The 26702-nt window shown below is 68.9% G+C and carries 1 protein-coding gene; it reads left to right on the top strand.

What is annotated here, in order from left to right:
- A complete protein-coding gene (locus KDB67_RS16875) occupies positions 1 to 26676 on the top strand; it encodes a non-ribosomal peptide synthase/polyketide synthase (protein WP_291018006.1) in 26676 nt (8891 codons plus the stop codon).
- Positions 26677 to 26702 lie beyond the last annotated feature (26 nt).

The following is a 26702-nucleotide window of genomic DNA, read 5'->3' as shown; positions in this document are numbered from 1 at the left end:
GTGGCTGAGTTCATCCTGACCAGCGCTGATCCATATCGTGGGGCAGACACAGATCGCGGGGCAGATCCGGATCGTGTGGCGTTGGCGTTCGATGGCCGACGTGTCGGCTATCAGGAGTTCTCGGCACGAGTGGCGGTCCTGGCGCGGATACTGATCTCGCGCGGTGTGGGCCCCGACGCCGCCGTCGGGGTCTGCATCGACCGGTCGGTGGAGATGCTGGTCGCCATCCACGCGATCGTCGCCGCCGGGGGCAACTATGTGCCGCTGGACACCGACTCGCCCGTCGACCGCACCCGCTACATGCTCGACATCGCCGGCGCCCGGTGCGTGCTGATCGCCGCCGGAACCGCACCCGAGGCACTCGACGGCCTCGGTGACGGGATCGACGTCCTGGAAGTCGACGCGTCGGCCGATGTGGACCTGTCGGCGCCGCCGGTCACCGACGCCGAACGGCTGTCGCCGATCCTGCCTGGCACGGCCGCCTATACGCTGTTCACGTCCGGGTCGACGGGCCGCCCCAAGGGCGTGACGATCACTCACGAGGCGCTCGTCAACCGGCTCGGCTGGATGAGCGACTGGTACGGGCTCACCGGCGACGACGTCTTCCTGCAGAAGACCCCGACGACGTTCGACGTGTCGGTGTGGGAACTGTTCCTGCCCACCCTGCTCGGCGCCACGCTGGTCGTGGCCGAGGCCGACAGGCACGGCGACGCCCCCTACCTGACCGCGACGATCACCGCCGAACAGGTCACCGTCGTGCACTTCGTGCCGTCGATGCTGTCGGCGTTCGTCGACGTCATGGAGGACGAACTTCCGACGCTCGAATCGCTGCGGTTCGTGTTCACCTCCGGCGAGGCACTCACCACCGGCCCCGCCCAAGCGATGCTGTCGGCGTTGCCTGCACTGCGACTGGTCAACCTGTACGGGCCCACGGAGGCCGCCGTCGACGTCACCGCCTACGAGGTGCAGCGCGGCGACGTCGCCATCCCGATCGGCCGTCCCGTCACCAACACCACCACCGTCATCCTCGACCGGCTGATGCAGATGGTGCCGCCGGGGGTGCCCGGGGACCTATACCTCGGCGGCATCCAGCTCGCCCGCGGATACGCCGGCCGCACCGACCTTACCGCCGACCGGTTCGTCGCCGATCCGTTCGGCGCGCCGGGATCACGCCTGTACCGCACCGGCGACCTGGCCCGCTGGAACACCAGCGGCAACATCGAATACCTGGGCCGCAGCGACTTCCAGGTGAAGCTGCGCGGTCAGCGCCTCGAACTCGGCGAGGTCGAGGCCGTGCTTGCGTCGGTGCCAGGGGTGGTGACCGCCGCCGCGGCCGTCGCCAAGGTGGCCGGCGGTGACCATCTGGTGGCGTACCTGTCGCCGGCCGACATCGATCTCGACGTGGCCAAGGACACGGTCGCCCGGGTGTTGCCCGAATACATGCGGCCCACGGTGTGGATGCCGATCCCCAAGATGCCGCTCAACAAGTCCGGCAAGGTGAACCGGCGCCGACTGCCCGCGCCGCAACTGGCCAAACGCGACTACGTCGCACCCGAAACCGACACCGAACGCCAGATCGCCGAGATCTACGCCGGGCTGCTCGGCACCGACGAGGTGTCGGTCACCGAATCGTTCTTCGACCTCGGCGGCAACTCGCTCGCCGCCACCAAACTGGCCGCCCGGGCGGGTCGCGCACTCGGCGTCGACGTATCCGTCAAGGATGTCTTCGAAGCGCCTTCGGTACGTGAGCTCATCGCGTTCGTCTCCGGCAACACCGAGGCGCTTGCCCCGATCGTCGCCGCCGACTCACGGCCCGAACACATTCCGCTCTCTTTCGCGCAGCAGCGGATGTGGTTCATCAACCGGTTCGACCGCTCGAACGCGACCTACAACATTCCCACCGTCCTGCGCGTGACCGGCGATCTCGACCTCGACGCGCTGCGGGAGGCCGTCGTCGACGTGGTGGCCCGGCACGAGGTCCTCCGTACGACGTTCCCCGCACATGACGGCGTTCCGTATCAGCGCATCGGCCGTGCCTCGACGATCGGCGCCAAACTCGACTGGGACATCGTCGACGACCTCGCCGAACTCGAGGCGGCAGTCGCCGAAGGCTTCGACGTGACCCGGCAGTGGTCGTTGCGTGTGTGCATCCTGGAGACCGCGGCCAATGATCATATTCTGGCCGTCGTCGTGCACCACATCGCCGTCGACGGCGAGTCATTGCTGCCGTTGCTGGTGGACCTGACCACTGCCTACGCCGCCCGGGTCGCCGGTAGTGAACCCGAATTCGAGCCGCTGGCAATACAATTTGCGGACTTTGCGATCTGGCAGCATGAGGTGCTCGGCACTCCCGAGGAGCCGGACTCGGTCATCGGCAGGCAGGTCGACTACTGGCGCAAACAACTCGCCGGCGTACCCGATGTGCTGGAACTGCCGGCGGACCGGCCGCGGCCCCCGCAGGCATCGCATCGCGGCGCGGCGATCGACGTGGACCTGCCCGACGGTCTCGGCGTCCGCGTCGAATCCCTGGCCGCGCAGTTCGGGGCGACACCGTTCATGGTGCTGCACGCCGCACTCGCCGCGCTCTTGTCGCGGCTGAGCGCGACCTCCGACATCACCGTGTCCACGCCCACGTCCGGCCGCGGTCAGGACATCCTCGACCCGCTGATCGGCATGTTCGTCAACTCCCTCGTGCTGCGGGCGCAGGTCGATCCGGCGATGCCGTTCAGTGGGCTGCTCGAACAGGTCCGCGCCACCGACCTCGATGCCTTCGCGCACGCCGACATACCGTTCGAATCCGTTGTCGAGGCCGTGGACCCGATTCGCTCCGAAGCCTTTTCGCCTCTGGCGCAGGTGGTCCTGTCGTTCGATCCCGGGGCCTCGGCCGAGACCGCCGACGTCGAGATCTCCGGGGTCGCGTTCGCCCCCGTCCCCGCACCGGTGGTGCCCGCACACTCGGATCTGTCGGTCGTGGTCCACTCCGGTGCCGGCGGCGCGGCGTGGTCGCTGACGCTGGTGTACGCCACCGACCTGTTCGACAAGGCGACGGCCCGCGTGCTCGGTGAGCAGTTCGTGCGCGTTCTCGACGGCGTGACCGCCGATCCCGCGATCGCCGTGGGCGATGTCGCCGTGCTCGACGCCGCCGGCGAGCGTGAAATTCTGGCCGCCTCGGCCGGGCCGGCACTCGACGTCCGCTTCGCGACCGTCTCAGACATGGTGGCAGCCCAGGTGCAGACGCGCGCCGGCGAGACCGCGTTGGTGTTCGGTGACCGCTCGGTGTCCTACGCCGAATTCGGTGCACGGGTGAATGTCCTTGCACGTGAACTGATCTCGCAGGGCGTCGGTCCCGAGACCGCGGTCGGCGTGGTCATCGACCGCTCCGTGGAGATGTTCGTGGCCATCCACGCCGTCATCGCGGCCGGCGGCCAGTACGTGCCCATCGACACCGACACACCGGCCGACCGCATGCGCTCCATGACACAGACCGCGGGGGTCGGCCTGATCCTCGTCGCCGATGACACCGCACCCGTGGCTGTGCCGGACGGCATGCCGACCTGCGTCGTCGACTGCTCGGGCACAGCCGACCTGACCGCGCCGCCGGTCGCCGACACTGAGCGTCGGGCTCCGTTGCGTCCGGAGTCCGCCATCTACACGTTGTTCACCTCCGGGTCGACCGGCACGCCGAAGGGCGTGACGCTCCCACACGCGGCACTGGTGAACCTGCTCGGCTGGTTCGACGCCGACGGGCCCGGAACCGGACAGGTGGTGCTCGCCAAGACGCCCTACACGTTCGACGCCTCCGGCCTGGAGATCCTGGTTCCGCTGACCCGCGGGTCAGCGGTGGTGATCGCCGAACCCGGCGGCCACCGCGACCTGGCGTACCTGCTGGAATTGATCGAGGCCCAGGGTGTGACGGACGTGCATTTCGTGCCGTCGATGTTGGCGGTGTTCATCGAATCGCTGGAGGCCCGGCCGCGGCGGCTGCCCGCGCTACGGCGCATCTGGGCCGGCGGCGAGGCGTTGCCGGCGGCCTCCGTCTCCGCTGTATACCGACTGTTGCCCGACGTCGTGCTGGTCAACAAGTACGGACCCACCGAGGCCGCGATCGACGCGAGCAACCGTCTGGTCGAACCCGACGATGTGGTTGTGCCGCTGGGTGTTCCGGGTCCCGGTGTCACGATGACGGTGCTCGACTCCCGACTGCGGCCGACTCCGCCCGGTGTACGGGGTGAACTGTATCTCGGTGGCGTGCAGGTGGCCCGGGGGTACGCGTCGGCGCCACGGCTGACGGCCGAGCGTTTCGTCGCCGACCCTCGCACCCCGGGCGGTCGGCTGTACCGCACCGGCGACCTCGCCAGATGGAACTTCAACGGCGAGGCGGAGTACCTGGGCCGCAGCGACTTTCAGGTCAAGCTGCGCGGCCAGCGGCTCGAACTGGGCGAGATCGAGGCCGTGCTCGCGGCGGCACCGGGTGTGGTGCACGCCGCGGCCACCGTCGCCACCTCGGACACCGGCGCCGAATCGCTGGTGGGATACCTGGCGCCGGCGGCCGTCGATCTCGACGCGGTGAAGGCCGCCGCCGCCGCGGCCTTGCCGGCCTACATGGTGCCCACGGTGTGGGTGCTGCTGGAGACTGTGCCGTTCAACTCGTCGGGTAAACTCGACCGGCGTGCCCTGCCCGCCCCGGACCTGCAGATCGTCGCCACCGAATACGTTGCACCCGAATCCGATACGGAGCACGCACTCGCTGCCGTGTATGCCGATCTGCTCGGCCTCGACCGGGTCGGGGTCACCGAGTCGTTCTTCGATCTCGGCGGCAACTCACTGGCCGCGATGCGGCTTGCGGCCCGGGCGAGCGAGGCGCTGGGTATGGAGGTGTCGGTGCGCGAGATCTTCGATGCCCCGACGATCCGCGGGCTCGCCCAGGCCGTCGCCGGCAACGACGCCGCGCTCGCGCCGATCGTCGCCGTCGACCCACGGCCCGCGCAGATCCCGCTGTCGTTCGCGCAGCAGCGCATGTGGTTCCTCAACCAGATGAACACCGGCTCGGCCGCCTACAACCAGCCGACCGTGCTCAAGCTGACCGGCGACCTCGACATCGACGCCCTGTATGCCGCGCTCGTGGGTGTGGTTGCGCGCCATGAGATCCTGCGCACGAGCTTCCCCGCCGTCGACGGGGTGCCCTACCAGAAGATCGGCCGGGCATCGACGATCGGCGCCAAACTCGACTGGGATGTCGTCGACGACCCCGAGGAATTCGCCGAGGCCATCGGTGCCGGATTCGACGTGACCAAACATTGGCCGATCCGCGCGCGAGTACTCGAACTCGGCTCAGCCGACGGGGCAGGCGAGTACGTGCTCGCCGTCGTCACCCACCACATCGCCTACGACGGTGAATCCCGAACACCGTTGATCACCGACATGGTGACCGCCTACAGCGCGCATACCGCAGATCGAGCCCCCGAATTCGCCCCGCTGGAAGTGCAATTCGCCGACTACGCGATCTGGCAGCACGAGGTGCTGGGTTCGCCGGATGACCCGGAGTCGGTGGTGGGCCGTCAGCTCGACTACTGGCGCGGTCAGCTCGCCGGCCTGCCCGATGTGATCGACCTGCCCGCCGACCGGCCGCGTCCGGCGGTGGCCGGTGGCCGTGGCGCCGCACTCGATTTCGACATTCCCGCCGAGACCGGCCGGCGCATCGCCGATTACGCGGCACAGGCGGGGGCCACCCCGTTCATGGTGGTGCACAGCGCGCTGGCCGTGCTGCTGGCACGCCTGGCCGCCACCGACGATATCGCCATCGGCACCCCGGTCGCGGGCCGTGGACAGCGTGTCCTCGATCCGCTGGTCGGCATGTTCGTCAACACCTTGATCCTGCGTACCCGCGTCGACGGGTCGCTGTCGTTCGCCGAATTCGTCGACCGCACCCGCACCACCGATCTCGACGCCGTCGCCAACGCCGACGTACCGTTCGAGACGATCGTGGACGCGGTGGGAGCCGTTCGCTCGCAGGCCTTCTCGCCGCTGTCGCAGGTGTGGCTGAGTCTGAACCGATCCGTGCTGCCCGAGCTCGCAGATGCCGATGCGGCGGCGGGTGAGATTGCGGGACTGAAGGTTTCGGCTGTCGGCACCGACGAACTTCCGGCCAAGGTGGATCTGCTGGTGGGCGTCGGGCAGGCCGACGACGGACCGTGGTATTCGTCGATGGTCTACGCGACCGACCTGTTCGACGAGTCGACGGTGCGTATCTTCGCCGACCAATTGCTCGCAATCCTCGACGCCGTTCTCGACAACCCGGACATCGCCGTCGGCGACATCGAACTCGGTTCGGGCGCAAGCGTACTGACCCGCCCACAGCCGCTGGTGAACGCGGTTGCTCCGGTGGGGCGGCAGATCGTCGACGCCGAGTACGTGCTCACCGGTGGTCAGGGTGTCGACCCGCTGCCACTCGGTGACCTGTTCGCCCGGGCCGCGCAGACGTGGGGTCCGCGGCAGGCGGTGATCGACGCCACTGGCGCCGCGCTCACCTACACCCAGCTCGACGAACAATCGAACCGGCTGGCGCGCTGGCTGATCGGCCGCGGGATCGGTGCCGAGGACCTTGTAGCCGTCTCGATGCGCCGCTCGGTGCGGCTGCTGGTCACCATCGCCGCCGTCGCCAAGGCCGGCGCCGGGTATGTGCCCGTCGACCCCGACTATCCGGCCGACCGGCGCCAGGCGTTCATCGCCGATTCGGCTGCGGCACTGTGCCTGACGGTGTCGGCCGATACCGATGTGGCCGACGCGGGCATCGACTATGTGGTGCTCGACGACCCGGCCGTCGAGGCGCAGGTCGCCTCACTCGACGGCGACGCGGTCACCGACACTGACCGGTTGCGTCCGGTCCGGCCCGACAATCTGGCCTACATCATCTTCACGTCCGGGTCGACGGGCCACCCCAAGGGTGTGGCCGTGACCCATTGGGGCCTGGCCAATCTGGGACGCGAACTGGTCGACCGGGCGAGTGCCGACGAGTACTCGCGGGTCCTCGGATTCGCGTCCCCGAGTTTCGACGCGTCGGTGCTCGAGTACATGATGGCGCTCACCGCCGGTGGCGTGCTCGTCTACCGACCGGCCGACGCCGTGGGTGCGGAGATGTTGCAGGGCTTCATGTCCCGGCAGGCCGTCTCTCATCTCTTCCTGACCCCGACGGTGCTGGCCACCCTCGATCCGGCGACGTTGCCCGCACTCCGGATGGTGTACGTGGGCGGCGAGGCGGTGCCGCAGTCGCTCAAGGACTCGTGGGCACCGTTCCGCAGGTTTCAGAACCTGTACGGTCCCACCGAAACCACTGTCGCCGTGACCATCTCGAAACCGCTATCCGTCGGGGCGCCAGTGGTGCTCGGCGACGCGTTCACCGGCACGGGGCTGATGGTCCTCGACGCACGGCTGCGTCCGTCCCCCGTGGGTGCGGTCGGCGACCTGTACATCACCGGTTATGGGATGGCCCGCGGCTACCTGCGCCGCCCGGCGCTCACCGTAGGTGCCTTCGTAGCCAACCCACACTGCAATCCCGGCGACCTCATGTACAAGACCGGCGACCTGGTGCGCCTGCGCCGTGGTGCCGACGGCACACCCGAACTGGAATACGCCGGTCGCTCGGATGACCAGGTGAAGCTGCGTGGTCTGCGTATCGAACTCGGCGAGATCGAGTCGGTGCTCACCGCCCACCCGTCGGTGCACTCTGCGGTGGTGATCGGTGTCGGCGGGTCGGTCGCCACGGCGCTGGCCGCGTACGTCGTCGCCGACAAGGGTGTCGAGATCGATGTTGATGAATTGAAGTCCTTTGCCGGAGAACGTCTTCCGGAATACATGATCCCGGCCTCGATCATGGTCCTCGACGAGTTCCCGCTCACCCCGATCGGCAAACTCGACAAACGCGCACTGCCCGAACCGGTCATCGCGGTAGGGGAGTACGTCGCTCCACAGACGTCAGAGGAGCAGGCCGTCGCCGAGGTCTTCGCCGACATCCTCGGTGTTGGCACCGACGAGGTGTCGGTGTCCACGTCGTTCTTCGATGCCGGCGGAAACTCGTTGTCGGCCACCAGGGTTGCCGCCCGCGCAGCGGCCGCGCTGGGTGTCGAGGTAACCCTGCGGGACGTGTTCGAGGCGCCGAGCGTGCGCGAACTCATCGCCGCCGTCGCCGGACATTCGGCGGCGCTGGTACCGGTGTCGGCGGCCGACCCGCGCCCGGACCGGATCCCGCTGTCGTTCGCACAGCAGCGGATGTGGTTCATCAACCAGTTCGATCCGAGTCTGCCCACCTACAACGTGCCCGCGATCCTGCGCCTGACCGGCGCCCTCGACGTCGACGCCCTGCGGCAGGCCGTCGTCGACACAGTGGCGCGACACGAAGTCCTGCGCACCTCGTTCCCCGACAGCCAAGACGGGCGACCGGGCGACGGCCCCCGGCAGCTGATCGGCGATATCGCCGAATTCGACGATCGCGGCATCTGGCGGATCGCAGCTTCCGAGGCAGAGCTGATGGCCTCGGCAGCAACCGGATTCGATGTCGCAGGCGACTGGCCGCTGCGGGCGATGCTGTGGCCGACCACCGACGGCGCCGAGCCTGAGTATCTGTTCGCGGTGGTCACCCACCACATCGCCGTCGACGGCGAGTCTTTGCTCCCGCTGGTCTCCGACGTCGTCACCGCCTATCGGGCACGCACCGCGGGTGCGGTGCCGCAGTGGTCGCCGCTGCCGGTCCAGTTCGCAGACTTCGCGATCTGGCAGCACGACGTGCTCGGGTCGGCCGACGACCCGCAGTCGGTGGTCGGTCGCCAATTGGATTACTGGCGTGAACAATTGGCCGACGTTCCCGACGTCCTGGAACTGCCCGCGGACCGGCGCCGGCCCGCGGTGGCCTCCCATGTGGGTGCGCGCACGTCACTGACCATCCCGGCCGAGGTGGGGGAGCGGATCACCGCCGTGGCCGCCGAACGCGGCATCACCCCGTTCATGGTGGTGCACGCCGCGCTGGCGGTGCTGCTGGCCCGGCTCAGCGACACCGATGACATCGCCGTCGGCTCCCCCATCGCGGGCCGCGGTGACGAAGCCCTCGACCCGCTCGTCGGCATGTTCGTCAACTCGCTGGTGCTGCGCACCCGCATCGTCAGTGGTGAGACGTTCGACGCGCTGCTCGAACGGGTCCGCACCACCGACCTCGAAGCGTTCGCCAACTCCGACGTGCCCTTCGAGACCGTCGTCGACGCGCTTGACCCGGTGCGGTCGGAGGCATTCGCACCGCTGGCCCAGATCGCGTTGTCGTTCAACCCCGGTGCGTCCGTCGACGGCGCCGACGTGACCGTCGATGACCTGCGGGTCGCCCCCATCGCAGCACCGCTGGTGCCCGCACATCAGGACATGACCGTCGTCGTCACCTCGGGCCCGGCGGGTGAGCCATGGTCGGCGATGGCCACCTACGCCACCGACCTGTTCGACGAGCCCACGGTGTCCTCGATGCTCGGTCGGCTGATCCGGCTGCTCGATGCCGTCACCGACGATCCCGGGCGGGCGGTCGGCGACGTCGATCTGCTCGGCGACGGAGAGCGCGAACAGGTGCTTGCCGACTCGGCCGGTCCCCCTGCGGACACCGCGGCGGGCACCGTCGCCGCGGCGCTCGCATCGGCGCTGACCGCCACTGCGCCCGAACGGACGGCCGTAGTGTTCGGCGACCGGACGGTGACTTACGGCGAGTTCGCCGCATACGTGAATACAACTGCCCGGCAACTCATCTCGGCCGGGGTCGGACCGGACACCGCGGTCGGTCTGAGCTTCGGCCGGGGAGTGGAGATGGCGGTGGCCATCCATGCGGTGCTCGTTGCCGGCGGGCAGTTCGTTCCGGTTGCACCCGACGCGCCGGAAGATCGCGCTGCGTACATCTGTGATACCGCGGCGGTGTCGCTGATGCTCTCCGACGACGTCGACCGAAAGCGGATTCCGGGGATCGAGACCCTCGTCATCGACTGCACGCAACTGGCCGGAACCGGTGCGGACATCCGGCAGATCGCGGACTCCGAGCGGCTCGGCACGCTCACACCCGAGAACGCCGCATACACCTTGTTCACCTCGGGTTCGACGGGTCGCCCCAAGGGCGTGACCGTCTCCCAGCGGGCATTGCTCGCGCAGGTCAACGCCGATCGTGACCACTACGGTCTTACCGCCGACGACGTGTTCGTGCAGATGCTCGAGTACACCTTCGACCCGGCTGTGCTGGAGTTCATGCGCCCGGCGCTGCTCGGCGCGCCACTGATCATGCTCGCACCGGGTACCAACCGTGACCCGCAGGCGATCGCCGACATCATCGCGACGCACCGGGTGACCGCGGCGATGATCGCCCCGGTGATGCTGGCGGCGATGATCGAGACCCTCGGCAGTCACACCGAGTGGTCGGCGACACTGGCGAAGGTGTCGACCGGTGGCGAGGCGGTACCGCCCGCTGTGGCCGCCGCCGTGGCGTCCGCATGGCCGTCGGCCGGGCTGCACAATCAGTACGGGCCCACCGAGACCACCATCTACTCGACGATCCACGACTACGACCCGGCAACCGGCCGGATCGCCATCGGCAAACCCGTCGCCGGTATCCGGGCCTACGTTCTCGACGACCGGCTCGGGCTGGTGCCCGACGGTGTCGCGGGTGAACTGTATCTCGGCGGCGATCAGGTGGCGCGTGGTTACAGCTCGCAGACCGTGACCACCGCCGAACGTTTCGTCGCCGATCCGTTCGGCCCCGCCGGTTCCCGGCTGTACCGCACCGGCGACACCGTCCGGTGGTCTGGTGGATTGCTGGAATACTTGGGCCGCAAGGACTTCCAGATCAAACTGCGCGGCCAGCGGATCGAACTAGGTGAGATCGAGACGGTCCTGGTGAGTGCCCCGGGCGTGCGGTACGCGGCGGCCGCCGTCGCATCGACGGAGACCGGTGCCCAGCACCTGGTGGCCTACGTGTCCGGCTCGTCACTCGATATGGAAGCCGTCAAGACCGTTGCGTCGGAAAAGCTTGCGGCATTCATGGTGCCGACCGTATGGAATGAGCTCGCCGAGATTCCGCTGAACAGTTCCGGCAAGGTCGACCGGAAAGCGTTGCCCGCACCCGACTTCGGTGCGGCCTCGGCGTATGTCGCGCCGCTCGGGGCGGTCGAAGAGCTGCTGGCCTCGGTGATCGCCGGGCTGTTGCACGTCGAACGCGTGTCGGTCACCGAGTCGTTCTTCGCGCTCGGCGGCGACTCGATCATGTCGATCCAGTTGGCCTCGGCGATGCGGGCGTCGGGTTTTGCGCTGTCGCCGCGGGAGATCTTCGTGCACCGTACGGTTCGCGCCATCGCACGGGCGATGACCGACGAGAGCGCACAGCTGCCACCGCTGGCCGAACCGGATGGCGGCGGTGCCGGCCGTATTCCACTGCCACCAACCGTATCGATGATGGTCGAGCAGTCATCGGAGCCGGAGGATTTCGCCGACTTCAACCAGTCGGCCGTCCTCACCGCACCCGATGGGCTGAGCGTCGAAGCACTCGCCGAAGTGCTCGGAGTGGTCGTCGATCACCACCCGATGCTCACCGCCCGGCTCGAACTCACGCCCTCGGCCAGGTATGAGCTGACCGCGGGCACCGGATTCGACGCTGTAGCCGCGGTGTCCGCGCTGACCTCCGAATTCGCCGTGGACACAGAGGGTTTCGATGCGGACCTGGTCCGTGCTCACGCCGCGGCCGCCGCACAACTCGATCCGGCCGCCGGTGGGCTGGTCCGCGCGGCGCTCGTCAGGGACCCCGCCGGAGCCGGCCGCGTCGTGGTGGTGATCCACCACCTCGGTGTGGACGCGGTGTCCTGGCAGGCGATCATCGAGGACCTGATCGTGGCCTGGGCCCAGCGCAGCGCGGGGCATCCCTACCATCTGCGGGCCGTCGGCACCTCCGAGCGGGCCTGGATGAGCGCGCTCAGTGCCCGCATGACGACCCGCACCGATGGCGCCGCGGAGGCGTACTGGCTCGCCCGGCTGCCCGAACACACCCGGTTCCCCGCGATCGATCGCGATCGGGACCGGGAGAACACCGCGATTTCCTTTGTGCACCATATTGATCCGGAGCTGACCGAATCGCTGGTCACCGCGGTGCCCGAAGCGTTCGGCGGTCACGTGAACGACGCACTCCTCGGTGCCCTCGCCCGTGCTGTCCGCTCGTGGCAGACCGACCGGACCGGTGGGTCCGACGATGCTCTCACCGTCCTCGTCGAAGGCCACGGCAGGTACGAGGAGGTGCTGGCCACCGCACCCGGCGCGGTCCGCGCCGACCTGTCGCGATCGGTCGGCTGGTTCACCTCGATCGCCCCGATACGCGTGGAGCCCGGCACCGACGTCGTGCACGCGGTCAAGGCGGCCAAGGAGGAACGCCTCGGACAGCCCGACTCGGGCGCCGGGTTCGGATTCCTGCGGTACGGGTTGCCCGGCGAAGTGGCCGATCGGCCCCTGCCGCCGATCATCTTCAACTATCTCGGCGCAGGCGGACGAACCGCGAAAGGTGCTGCCGTATCTGAGAAGCCGGATGAAGAGCCGCAACAGAACGCACCGTTGCCGTTCAGCAGGGCCGGCGCACCCGGCCTCTCGGCGCTGCCCGCCGGGCGGATGATCGTCGGCGCGCCGCTGAGTATCAACGCATCGGTCGACGGCCTGGGCCGGCTGAGCGCGACCGTGTCGTTCCCGTCCGCGCTGTTCACCGAGGATGAGGTTCGTGATCTCGCCGACCGGTGGACCTCCGAGCTGTCCGGGATCGTCGAGTTCGTCGCCGCGGGCAATGAACCCGGGCCGTCACCGTCCGACATTCCGGGCACCGACCTGACCCAGCACGACCTGGACGTGATCACCGGGCGGTTCCCCGGTGCCGCGATCTGGCCGCCCGCACCATTGCAGCAGGGGCTGTTCTTCCAGTCCGAACTCGCCGCCGGCACCGCCGGTGCGGTGGATGTGTATGTGGCACAGGCGGTTGTGGAACTCGCCGGCATCGACGCCGCCCGGCTTCGCGAAGCCGCGCAGGCGCTACTCACCCACCACCGGGTGTTGCGTTCGGGATTCGTGACCGCACCCAGCGGTGCGGTGGTCACGGTGGTACCCGAACATGTGGAGCTGCCGTGGACCGAGGTCGACCTCGGCGACCTCGGCGCCGACGAGGTACACGCCCGGGTGGAGGCGATCGCCGCCGAACAGCGGGTGCTGCCCTTCGATTTGTCCGCACCGCCGCTACTGCGATTCGTCCTTGCCACGCACGGCAATTCGTCGACGCTCGTGGCCACCAACCACCATCTGATCCTCGACGGCTGGTCCGGTCCGCTGGTGATGGCCGACATTCTCGCGCTGTACGCGACGGGCGAGACCTACACCCGTACCGGAGCGGCCGGTCACGACTTCGGTGACTACCTGGACCTGATCTGGTCGCGCGAGAAGTCCACCGGTGAGGCGGCGTGGCGGCAGGTGCTGGCACCGGTCGTCGGTCCGACGCTCGTCGCACCCGGCTACACCGCCTCGAAAGAAGTGCTGCCACAAGACATCAGAACGCAGTTGACGCCGGATCTGGTGGCTGGGCTGGAGGCCGCGGCGCGTGCGAGCGGTGCCACCCTGGCCACCGCACTGCAGTTCGCGTGGGCGGTGTTCCTGTCTCGGCTCACCGGCGACCGGGTGGTCACTTTCGGCGAGACCGTGTCCGGCAGGCCCGCTGACCTCCCCGGCGTCGAATCGATGGTGGGCCTGTTCATCAACACGCTGCCCGTCGCGGTCGACGTTAACCCCGAGGCCACCATTGCCGATGCGCTGGCCGCGCTGCAGGCCGACAAGATCAAGGTGCTCGACTACCAGCATCTGAGCCTGCCCGAGATCAGCTCCGCCGCGGGCGTGGGCGTCGGATTCGACACCCTCGTGGTCCACGAGTCGTACCCCGTGGACGCCGATTCGCTGACCTCGGCGGCACCGGCGGACACCGGCGACCCGGATGCTGCCGAAACCGGTTCCGGGGGTGAGGGTCTGGCGATCACCTCCGCGGGATTCAGCGACTCCACGCACTACCCGCTCAATATGGGCACCTCGCCCGCCGGTGATGCGCTCAGGCTGCGGCTGCACTACCTGCCCACCGCGTTCACCGAAGCGCAGGTGCGGGTGTTCATCTCGGCGCTCGCCGAGATCGTCCGCGCCATCGCCACCGACCCGGCGGCACTGATCGCCGACATCGCGCTCACCTCCGCCGACAGTGCCGCCGCCGCGCTGGAGTTCGCCGACGGCGGCGAACCGCAGCGTCCGTCGGGGACCGTCGCCGATCTGCTCGCCGCACAGTTCACCGGCAATCCCGACGGACGCGCGCTGGTGCTGGACGATCGTGAGGTCACCTACGGCGAACTCGGCGCCCGCGTCAACACCCTGGCCGCCGAGCTCATCGCGATGGGCGTCGGGCCCGAGACAGCCGTCGCCGTCCGGGTTCCGCGCAGCATCGAGATGGTCGTCGCCCTCCACGCGGTGATCGTCGCCGGCGGCCACTTCGTGCCCGTCGACGTCGAGGCACCGTCGGACCGGGTGCGCTATGTCCTGGAGACCTCGGGTGCGGACATCGTGCTCGTCGGCGCGGGTTCGACGTTCGCCCAGCCCGGCGTGCGGACCGTGACCGTGGACTGCTCGTCCCCGGTCGGATCTGCCGTGGATGCGGTGACCGATGCCCGGCGGCGTGGACCGCTGCGTGCGGGCAACGCGCTGTACACGATCTTCACCTCCGGCTCCACCGGACGTCCCAAGGGCGTCACGGTGACCCACGAGGCATTCCTGACACTTCTCGGTTCCGACGGAGCCGAGAACGGTTTCGCCGCCTCCGACGTGTTCCTGCAGGAACTGGCCTACACCTTCGACCCGTTCGTGCTCGAACTGCTGCGCCCGGTCCTGGCCGGTGGCACCTTGGTGCTGGTCGGTCAGGACGAGTACCGCGACCCGCAGGTCATCGCCCGCCTCGTGACCCGGCACCGCATCACCACCGCGTTCTTCGTCACCTCGATGCTGTCGGTCATGCTCGATGAGTTCGCTGCCGACGCGAGTTGGGCCTCGACCTTGCGGGACGTGGGTATCGGCGGCGAGACGGTGCCGCCCGCGCTGGCGGCGCAGGCCGTACGCGCCTGGCCGCAGGTGCGCCTGCGTAACCAGTACGGACCCACCGAGACCACCATCTACTCCACCCGCAAGGTCATCGACCCGCAGGCGCCCACGGTCAACATCGGCGGCTCCGCCCGCGGTAACCGCACCTACGTGCTCGACGACCGGCTGCGGCCGGTGCCGCCCGGCATGCCGGGTGAGCTGTACATCGGCGGCGATCAGGTCGCCCGGGGCTATGCCTCGCGGGTCGGCCTCACGGCCGAACGGTTCCTCGCCGATCCCTTCGCCGCCGCACCGGGTACGCGTATGTACCGCACCGGCGACCTGGTCCGCCGGACGTCCGGCGGTGAGCTGGACTTCCTGGGGCGCACCGACTTCCAGGTCAAGCTCCGCGGTCAGCGGCTCGAGCTCGGTGAGGTCGAGGCCGCGCTCGACGCGGCTCCGGGTGTGTTGCATTCCGCCGCCGCGGTGGCCGTCGCCGACGGCGGTGCCCAGCACCTGGTGGGCTATGTCTCGCCGGCGTCGCTGGCTCTCGACGACGTGCAAGAGCATGTCGCGCAATCGCTTCCGCCTTTCATGGTGCCGACGGTGTGGGTTGTTCTCGACGAGCTGCCGCTGAACGCCTCGGGCAAGATCGACCGGAAAGCCCTGCCCGACCCGGATTTCGGCGCCCTCGACGAGTACGTGGCACCGGAGACCGGCACCGAGACGGCCGTCGCCGGTGTGTTCGCGGATCTGCTGGGCCTGCCACAGGTTTCGGTGGCGGCATCGTTCTTCGACCTCGGTGGCAACTCGCTGTCGGCGATGCGGCTGGCCGCCCGCGCCGGTGCCGTCCTCGGTGTCGAGGTGTCGGTGCGCGACGTCTTCGAGGCGCCGTCCGTCCGGGCCCTGATCGCCGCTGTGTCGGGCCACACCGCCGCGGTGACACCCGTCACCGCGATCTCGCCGCGCCCCGAACCGGTCCCGTTGTCCTACGCGCAGCAGCGCATGTGGTTCATCAACCAGTTCGACACCACGGCGATCACCTACAACGTGCCCGCCGTGCTGCGGCTCACCGGTGAACTCGACGTCGCCGCGTTGCGTGCGGCCGTCATCGACGTGCTCGCGCGGCACGAGATCCTGCGAACCTCGTTCCCCGCCGTCGACGGGGTGCCCAGGCAGCTGATCGGTGCTGTCGAGGAGTTCGACAGGCGCGGGATCTGGCGCGAAACAGACTCCGAGGCCGAGCTTTTCACCGACGCCGCGACGGGGTTCGATGTTGCTGCGCAGTGGCCGGTGCGGGTGCGATTGTGCCGCACGGCCGGCGGCGAGCACCTGCTCGCGGTCATCACCCACCACATCGCGGCCGACGGTGAGTCCCAGCTCCCGCTGGTGACTGACCTGGTGACCGCGTACTCGGCCCGGGCGGCGGGCACCGACCCGGCGTTCGCCCCGCTAGCGGTGCAGTACGCCGACTACACGATCTGGCAGCGTGAGGTGCTCGGAGCGCCGGACGACCCGTCGTCGGCGCTGTCGCGGCAGCTAGGCTACTGGCGCGAACAACTCGCCGATCTGCCGGACGTGCTGGAGTTGCCGTCGGACCGGCCGCGCCCGCCGGTCGCGTCCTACCGGGGACAGCGCACGTCGTTCGGTATCCCGGCGGCGGTCGGGGAGCGGATCGACGCCGTCGCCCGTGAGGCCGGTGTCACACCGTTCATGGTGGTGCACGCGGCGCTGTCGGTGCTGTTGGCCAGGCTGAGCGCCTCCGATGACATCGCTGTGGCGACTCCGGTGGCCGGCCGGGGACAGAGCGCCCTCGATCCGCTCGTCGGCATGTTCGTCAACACCCTCGTGCTGCGCACCCGCGTCGCGGCCGCGGCGCCGTTCACCGAGATCCTCGAGCAGGCCAAGAGCGCCGATCTCGACGCGTTCTCGCACGCCGACATCCCGTTCGAGGCGGTGGTCGAGGCCGTCGATCCGGTTCGCTCCGAGGCCTTCTCGCCGCTGGCGCAGGTCATGCTGTCGTTCGATCCGGGTGCGTCGGTGGCAGAGGCCGAGGTGGCCGTCGCCGGACTGTCCATCGCGCCCGTGGCCGCGCCGGTGGTGCCGGCGCAGCTCGACCTGTCGTTCATCGTGTCGTCGGCACCCGCCGGCCAGGACTGGGCGGGCACGATCATCTCGGCGACGGATCTGTTCGACGAATCGACCGTCGCCGTGTTCGCCGACAGGCTGGTTCGGATCCTCGACGGACTGACGGCGCGGCCCACACTGCCGGTCGGAGATGTGGCCTGGGTTCCGGGCGAGGTCATCGACGGTGCGCTCACGCGTTCGCGCGGCACCGATGTCGTCCTGCCGGGTGAGTCGGTCGTCGACCTCGTCTCGGCGCAGACCGCGCGGTCGCGGCGCGGGTCCGCGCTGTGGTTCGGTGGGCGTGGTGTGTCTTATGCCGAGTTCGGTGCGCGGGTCAATGCTCTTGCCCGCGAATTGATCTCGCAGGGTGTCGGTCCGAATGTGGCCGTGGGCGTGGCCATCGACCGCTCGGTGGAACTGCTGGTGGCGATCCATGCGGTCGTGGCCGCGGGTGGGCAGTATGTGCCGATCGCCACCGACGCACCCGCCGATCGGGTGCGGTACATGCTGGAGACGGCCGGTGTGTCTCTGGTGTTGGTCGCCGATGCGGAATCTCACGTGGTTTCGAGGCTCGTCGCTGACGCTCCTCGCACCTCAACCGGCGGAGGGGCAGCGGCCCACTCGTCGAGCGGTGTAGGGGGAGTGACCGACTCGTTGGTTGAGGTGCGAGGTACGAGCCTCGAAACCGCGCGAGCCGAGAATGTCCGCACCCTGGTCGTCACCTGTGAGGGTGCCGCGGACTTGACGGTCGCTCCGGTGACCGATGCCGATCGCATCGCTTCGCTGTCGCGCGATGATGCGGCGTACACGCTGTTCACGTCGGGTTCGACCGGCCGCCCGAAGGGCGTGACGGTGTCGCATCGGGCGCTGATGAACCGGCTGGAATGGATGCGGGACTGGTACGGCCTGGGCCGTGCGGACACCTTTGTGCAAAAGACACCGATCACGTTCGATGTGTCGGTGTGGGAGTTGTTCCTGCCGTTCATGATCGGCGCAGAACTCGTGGTCGCCGAACCGGGCCGGCACGGCGATGCCGACTACCTGGCCGAACTGATCGGGCAACGGCAGATCTCGGTGATGCACTTCGTGCCGTCGATGCTGGCGGCGTACGTCGACGCGCTCGGTGACGAGCGGCTGGCGGGGCTGACGAGTCTGCGGGTGGTGTTCACCTCGGGTGAGGCGTTGACGGTGCCGCCGTCGCAGGTGTTGTTGTCGGCGTTGCCGGCGGTGCGGCTGGTGAACCTGTACGGGCCCACCGAGGCGGCGGTCGATGTCACCGCGTATGAGGTCGGCCGTGGTGACACCGTCATCCCGATCGGTGTGCCGGTGCCGAATACGTCCACGCTGGTGCTGGACTCGCGGTTGCGTCCGGTGCCGCCGGGCGTGCCGGGCGAGTTGTATCTGGGTGGTGTGCAGGTGGCCCGCGGTTATGCGGGGCAGTCGAGACTGACCGCTGAGCGTTTCGTGGCCGATCCGTATGGTGCGGCGGGTGCCCGGCTGTACCGGACCGGCGACCTGGTGAAGTGGAATGGCGCCGGTGTGATCGAGTACCTGGGCCGTACCGACTTTCAGGTGAAACTGCGTGGTCAGCGGCTGGAGCTCGGTGAGGTCGAGGCGGTGCTGGCGCAGGTGCCCGGTGTGGTGCACGCGGCGGCCGCGGTGGTGAAGACCGGATCGGGTGCCGAACATCTGGTCGGCTATCTCGTCCCGGCCGACGTTCCGGTGGACGCCGTGAAGAGTGTTGTGGCACAAAAGGTTCCCGAGTACATGGTGCCCACGTCGTGGGTCCTGCTCGACGAGGTGCCGCTCAGCGCTGCAGGCAAGCTCGATCGCCGCGCCCTGCCTGCTCCCGACTTCGCCGGTGCCGGTGACGAATTCGTCGCACCGGACGGGGCGGACGAGGAGTTGCTCGCGGCGGTGGTGGCAGGTCTGCTCGGCCACGACCGGGTCGGCGTCACCGACTCGTTCTTCGCGCTCGGCGGCAACTCGCTGTCGGCGATGCGCCTGGCGGCCCGCGCGTCGGACGTGCTCGGCGTCAAGGTGTCGGTCCGCGACGTGTTCGAGGCACCGTCGGTGCGGGGACTGATCGCGGCGACATCCGGCAACGACGGGATGCTCCCGCCGATCACGCCGGCGCAGGAGAGGCCGGCGCGGATCCCGCTGGCCTTTGCCCAACAGCGCATGTGGTTCATCAACCAGCTCGAACCCGACGCGTCCACGTACAACATCCCGCTCGTGGTCAAGCTCACCGGGCATCTCGAGCTGTCGGCGCTGCGCCGCTCGGTGGTCGACCTGGTGGTGCGTCACGAGTCCCTGCGCACCACCTATCCCGCCGTGGACGGTGTTCCGTACCAGGTGATCTCGGACGCCGACGACGTCGAGGAGACCCTCGACTGGGCTGCCGTCGACACGGTCGAGGACCTGTGGGCCGAACTCACCAGAGGGTTCGACGTGTCATCGCAATGGCCTGTGCGCGTGCGGATCACGGGAGGTGCCACCGCTTCCGACGGCGCGGGCGAATGGGTGCTCGGCCTGGTCGTGCACCACATCAGCGCCGACGGAGAGTCGGTTCCGCCGCTCTTCGCAGACCTGGCGACGGCATACCTGGCCGAGACATCCCCCGGCATCAGCGACCCCGCCGAGTTGCCGGTGCAGTTCGCGGACTTCTCGATCTGGCAGCACGAGGTTCTGGGCTCGCCCGACAACCCGGAGTCGATCGCCAGCCGGCAGCTGTCCTACTGGCGCACGGCGCTGGCCGGATTGCCTGATCTCGTCGAGATCCCGACCGACCGTCCGCGCCCGCCGCGGGCAAGCGAACGGGGCGCCTACACCACCTTCGGTGTGCCGTCGGGCATCGCCGATCGGATCGACGCCGCTGCAACGGAGTTCGGTGTCACCCGGTTCATGGTCGTGCAGGCGGCGCTGGCGGCGCTGATCTCCCGGCTGTCGGCCACTGACGACATCGCCATCGCCACCCCGGTCGCCGGTCGCGGCCAGCAGGCACTCGACCGACTGGTCGGCATGTTCGTCAACACCCTCATCCTGCGGACCCGAGTGGACCTCGGCTCCGGCATGCGTGAACTGCTGGCGCAGGTGCGGACGGCCGACCTGGATGCGTTCGCGCACAGTGACGTCCCCTTCGACACCGTCGTCGACGCCTCGGACGCGACACGGTCCGGGGCCTTCGCACCGTTCTCGCAGGTGTCACTGACATTCGAGAAGTCGGGTATCGCCGATTATGAGGGCGGGGAGTCGATCACCGCGGCCGGAGCCGACTCCGGTCTGACCATCACGCCGATGCCGACCGAGGTCTTTCCCGCGCGCCTGGACATCCTAGTGGCCGTCTCCCCGGCCGACGCGGGCGACTGGACCGGATCCATCATCTACGCGACCGACCTGTTCGACGAGTCGACCATGGACGTGTTCGCCGAGAGCCTGCTGCGGATCCTCGATGAGGGCCTTGCGGACACGGACCGCCCGCTGGGCGGGATCCGGCTCGCCGGTGAGCTGGGTGTGGTCAACGGCGGCCCGAAGACCGGACCCAAGGTGCTGGGCGAGCTGCTCAGCGATGCGGCGGCTCGCTGGGGTGATCGCCCAGCGGTCACCGGTGACGGCATCACGCTGACCTACCGTGAGCTCGATGAGCGGTCCAACAGGTTGGCGCGGTGGTTGCTCGGTCGCTACGGGGTCGGTGCCGACGACCTGGTGGCACTGGCGATCCCGCGCTCGGTGCAGGGCCTGACGGCGATCTGGGCGGTGGCCAAGACCGGTGCCGGCTACGTCGCGGTCGACCCGGACTATCCGGCCGATCGGGTCGCGCACATGATCGAGGATTCGGCCGCAATCCTGGGGCTGAGCACCACCGCTGTCGGGGAATTCCCCGTCACCGGTGCGGCGACCTGGGCCCGGCTGGACGAACCGGGCATCGCCGGAGAGATCGCCGCACAGAGCGCGGCGACGATCGCGCCGGGCGAGCTCGTCTCCCCGGTCCGGGAGACCAACATCGCCTACGTCATCTACACCTCGGGTTCCACCGGAAAGCCCAAGGGCGTCGCGGTCACCCACTCCGGTCTGCTGAATCTGGGAACAGAGGAGGTCCGGCGGGCCGAGGTGCCCGAAGGCGCGCGGGTGCTGGGCTTTGCGACGCCGAGCTTCGACGCGTCGGTGTTCGAGTACATGATGGCGACGATGACCGGCGGCACCCTGGTGTACCGACCGCAGGACGCGCTCGGCGGTGAGGTGCTGCAGGACTTCATCAACGGACAGGGCATCACGCTGGTCGGACTCACGCCCACCGTGCTCGCGACCCTCGACCCCGGCACGTTGAGGACGCCGAACCGTATCTACGTCGGCGGCGAGGCCATCAGTCAGCTGCTCGTCGACGAGTGGGCATCGCGCTGGCCGATGCACAACCTGTACGGGCCGACGGAGGCGACGGTGGGTGTCACCATCACCGACGCGATGCGCCCGGGCGACCTGGTGGACCTCGGCGGGCCGATCGCCGGCGCCGACCTGATGGTTCTCGACGCGCTGCTCGGCCCGGTCCCGGTGGGCGTGTCCGGCGAACTGTACATCGCCGGATGCCCGCTGGCCCGTGGCTACCTGCACCGGCCCGACGTGACCGCGGACAGGTTCGTGGCCAACCCATACGGTGCGCCCGGCGAGCGGATGTACCGCACCGGCGACGTGGTGCGCTGGCGGTACGACCACCTGGGCAGGCCGGTCCTGGAGTACTCCGGCCGCAACGACGACCAGGTGAAACTGCGGGGTCTGCGGATCGAGCTCGGCGAGATCGAGGCGGTGCTCAACAGCCACCCCGAGGTGAGTTCGGCGGTGGTCATCGGTGTCGGCGGACAGAACGCGACCGCGCTGGCCGCCTATGTGGTCGGCGACGCCGGCAGCGTCGACGTGGCAGAGCTGAAAGCATTTGTCGCACAGCGGATGCCGGTCCACATGGTGCCAGCCTCGGTGACGGTCCTCGACACGATGCCGCTGACCCCGGTCGGCAAGCTCGACAAGCGGGCGCTGCCGGATCCGATGATCGAGGCGCACCGGTTCGTGGCGCCGGCCACCGATGCCGAAGCGGCGGTCGCTCGGATCTACGCCGACATCCTCGACGTCGACGAGGTGTCGGTCACGGCATCGTTCTTCGACCTCGGCGGCAACTCGCTGTCGGCGACGCGGGTGGTGGCGCGGGCGTCGGAGGTGCTCGGTGTGGCGGTGTCGGTGCGCGAGGTCTTCGACGCGCCGTCGGTGCGTGAGCTGATCGCCGCGGTGTCCGGCAATGCCGCGACCCTGGCGCCGATCGTCGCGGTCGAACCCCGCCCCGACCAGATCCCGTTGTCGTTCGCGCAGGCGCGGATGTGGTTCATCAACCAGTACGACACCACGCAGTCCACCTACAACGTGCCCGCCGTCCTGAGGCTGACCGGTGACCTCGACACCGGTGCGCTCGAACGCTCCCTCGTCGACCTCGTCGAACGCCAGCAGGTGCTGCGGACTGTCTTCCCGACCGTTGAGGGTGTTCCGGGACAACGGATCTGCGATGTCACCGAGTTCGGGCAGCGCGGCATCTGGCAGATCGTGGACACCGAGGAACAGTTGCTCACCGAGGTGTCGGCGGGCTTCGACGTCAGCTCCGAATGGCCGCTGCGCGTGCGTCTGCTGCACGTGAGCGGCGACGAGTACCTGCTTGGTCTGGTGGTACACCACATCGCGGCCGACGGCGAGTCGATGCTGCCGCTGCTCTCGGACATCGTGACCGCGTACACGGCGCGGTCGGCGGGACAGGAACCCGCGTGGCAGCCGCTGGCGGTGCAGTTCGCCGACTTCGCCATCTGGCAGCACGAGGTGCTCGGATCGGCGAGCGAGGAGACCTCGGTGCTCGGCAGGCAGCTCGCGTACTGGCGCGAGCACCTCGCCGGGTTGCCCGAGGTGATCGAGTTGCCCACCGACCGGCCGCGCCCCCAGGTGGCCTCCCGCCGGGGTGACAGTGTGTCGTTCGAGATCCCGGCGCACATCGGGCAGGTCGTCGAGCGCCTGGCCCGCGACAGTGGTGCGACACCGTTCATGGTGGTACACGCCGCACTGTCGGTACTGCTGGCACGGCTGAGCGCGAGCACCGACATCGCGGTGGCCACCCCGATCGCCGGCCGGGGCCGCAGTGTCCTGGAACCGCTGGTGGGCATGTTCGTCAACACCCTCGTCCTGCGCGCCGAGGTCGATCCTTCGGCTTCGTTCACGACGCTGCTCGATCAGATACGCAGCGTTGATCTGGCCGGATTCACCCACGCGGACGTACCGTTCGAATCGGTCGTTGAGGCGGTCGATCCGGTGCGGTCGGAGGCGTTCTCGCCGCTGGCGCAGGTGATGTTCTCCTTCGATCCGGGGGCTTCGGCCACCGATGCGGAGATGTCGCTGACCGGGCTGTCGATCGCCACCCTGCCGCTGCCGCTGATTCCCGCGCAGCTCGACCTGTCCGTCGTCGTCTCCTCGGCGCCGGACGGGTCGGCCTGGGAGGGCGGCATCGTCTACGCGGTCGACCTGTTCGACGCGTCGACGATCGACGCGTTCGCCGGAACCTTCGTCCGGGTGCTCGAGGGGCTGACCGCGCAGCCGTCCACAGCCGTCGGCGACATCGACTGGCTGTCCGCAGACGATGCCAAGCAGGTGGCGCGGGAATCGGCGGGCGGCGCCGTGACGATCCCGGAAGGGTCGCTGCCCGGCGTGCTCGCTGCCCGGGCCGCGAGCAATCCGGATGCGGTTGCCCTGTGGTACGAGGGACGCGAGGTGTCCTACGCCGAGTTCTCGGCCCGGGTCAGTGTGCTTGCCCGCGAGCTGATCTCGGCAGGGATCGGCACCGATGCCGCCGTCGGGGTGAGCATCGACCGCAGCATTGAGATGGTCGTCGCGATCCACGCGGTGGTGGCCGCGGGCGGCCAGTACGTGCCCATCGCCACCGACGCCCCGGCCGACCGGGTGCAGTACATGATGGAGACCGCGGGTGTGGAACTCGTGCTGGTCGGTGCCGCGGGTACGCCGGAGGTGGGCGATGCCCGCACCGTCGTGGTCGATTGTTCGGGGCCGGCCGACCTGTCCGTCGCGCCGGTGACCGATGCCGACCGGCTCACGCCGCTGCGGCCCGACAACGCGATCTACACCCTGTTCACCTCCGGATCCACCGGCAAGCCGAAGGGTGTGACACTCTCGCACGCCGCGGTGCTCAACCGGTTGTGGTGGGGACTGGACGAACTACCCATCGACGAGTCGGATTCGGTGGTGCTCAAGACGCCGTACACCTTTGACGTGTCGGTGCCGGAGTTGTTCGCGCCGTTGATGATCGGCGCCCGCATGGTGGTGCTCAAAGGGGGCGGCCACATCGAGCCGCTCTACGTCGCCGAGATCGTCGAGCGGACCCGGGCGACGATGGTGCACTTCGTGCCGTCGATGCTCGCGGTCTTCGTCGACGTCGTCGGGGTCGAGCGCATCTCCCGGATGGACTCGGTGCGGATCATCTCGCTGACGGGTGAGGCGGTGCCGCCGGCGGTGGCCGCCGACCTGCGTTCGGCGTTGCCGGACATCCTGTTCTACAACTTGTACGGTCCCACCGAGGCCGCGGTCGAGATCACCTGCGAGAGCATCGAACGCGCCGACGCCACCGACTCGTCGGTGCCGATCGGTGTGCCGGTGTGGAACAGCACCTCGCACGTTCTCGACGGCAGGCTGCATCGTGTTCCCGACGGGGTGGTCGGCGAGTTGTACCTGGGCGGGGTGCAACTGGCCCGGGGTTACGCCGCGCGTCCGGATCTGACGGCCGAGCGGTTCGTCGCTGATCCGTTCGGGTCGGGTGAGCGCCTGTACCGGACCGGTGACCTCGTGCGGCGCCGCGCGGACGGGGTGCTGGAGTACCTCGGCCGCACCGACTTCCAGGTGAAGTTGCGGGGCCAGCGAGTCGAGCTGGGTGAGATCGAGGCGGTGATCGCGGCGGCACCGGGTGTGGTGAACGCGGCGGTGATCGTCGCCAAGGCGCCCGGCGGCGGTGACTACCTGGTCGGCTACGTCTCGCCTGCCGAAGCGGACGTTGCCGCCGTCGCGTCGTCGGCACGTGCGTCGCTGGCCGAGTACATGATTCCGTCGGCCTGGATGACACTCGATGAGTTGCCGCTCAACAGCGCGGGCAAGATCGACCGGCGCGCGTTGCCGGCACACGATCCGACGTTGCTGCAGGAGGCCTACGTCGCGCCGGAAGGGCACTACGAGAACATCGTCGCCGCGATCTTCGCCGATGTCCTCGGCCTCGAGCAGGTGTCGGCGGCGGCGTCGTTCTTCGACCTCGGCGGCAACTCGCTGTCGGCGGTGCGGGTCGTCGACAGGCTCCGCAAGGAGTTCACCATCGATGTGGGGCTCGCCTCGCTGTTCTCCGATCCGTCAGTCCGGGCCGTCGCGGCTCTGATCGAATCGGGGGTGCGGGCCAACAACGGGGTGCTGCTGGTCCTGCGGACCCAGGGGAGCCGACGGCCGCTGTTCTGCGTCCATCCGGCCGGTGGTGTGGCGTGGTTCTACGGCGGTTTCGTGCCGTATCTTGCTGACAGACCGATCTACGGCCTGCAGGACCCGCACGTCGTGGCCGACGAGCCGGCTGCGACCGACGTGGTGGAACTGGCCGAGCGTTATGTCCAGGAGATGAAGCAGATCCAGCCGGCGGGTCCGTACAATGTCCTCGGCTGGTCGCTCGGCGGCACGATCGCCCATGCGGTCGTCGCGTTGTTGCAGCGCGAGGGTGACACCGTCGCATACCTGGGTGTGATGGATGCGGTGCTGTTGCCCGTCGATGATGAATCTCAGAGCGCCGATGAATCCGGGAGCGCCGATGAATCCGCTGTCGGCACGGACGCTGTCGTCGGCGATGGGGCTGACGTGCCCGGGAGCGACATCGACGGCGTCACCGGGCAGGAGGAGGCTGCGGGGGTCACCGACACCGGGATCGCGGCCGATCTGCTCGGCGGCTGGCGCGAACTGTTCAATCTCGACGAGAGCACCCAGATCAGCTCTGAGGAGGATCTGATCGGGATGATCCGTGACCAGATCGCCTCGCTGGGACTGCTCACCGCCGACGAGGTCGACCGTGTCGTCGAGGGCTTCCAGACGGCACCCTCGCTGGTGGGCGGGTACCGTCCGCTGGATTACACCGGTGACGTGCAGCTGTTCGTGGCAACCCAGGACAAGAGTGACCCGAGGGCGCTGGCACAGGCGTGGCGTGCCTTTGTCACCGGGGAGATCCGCGAGGTCCTCGTCGACACCTACCATCTCGGGATGGCCGACCCGCAGTCGCTCGAGGTGATCGGGCCCGAGCTCAGCCGTGCACTCGATGCGGCCGACGCCGCGTTCCCTGCCGGTCCGTCCACGGACCGCTGACGCCTACAATATGACCCTGAGAGAAG

The sequence above is a fragment of the Gordonia sp. (in: high G+C Gram-positive bacteria) genome (assembly GCF_020438995.1).
Classification (GTDB): Bacteria; Actinomycetota; Actinomycetes; order Mycobacteriales; family Mycobacteriaceae; genus Gordonia.
Note: the sequence above shows the minus strand (reverse complement) of the source record. Positions and strands in the feature narration are given on the sequence as shown.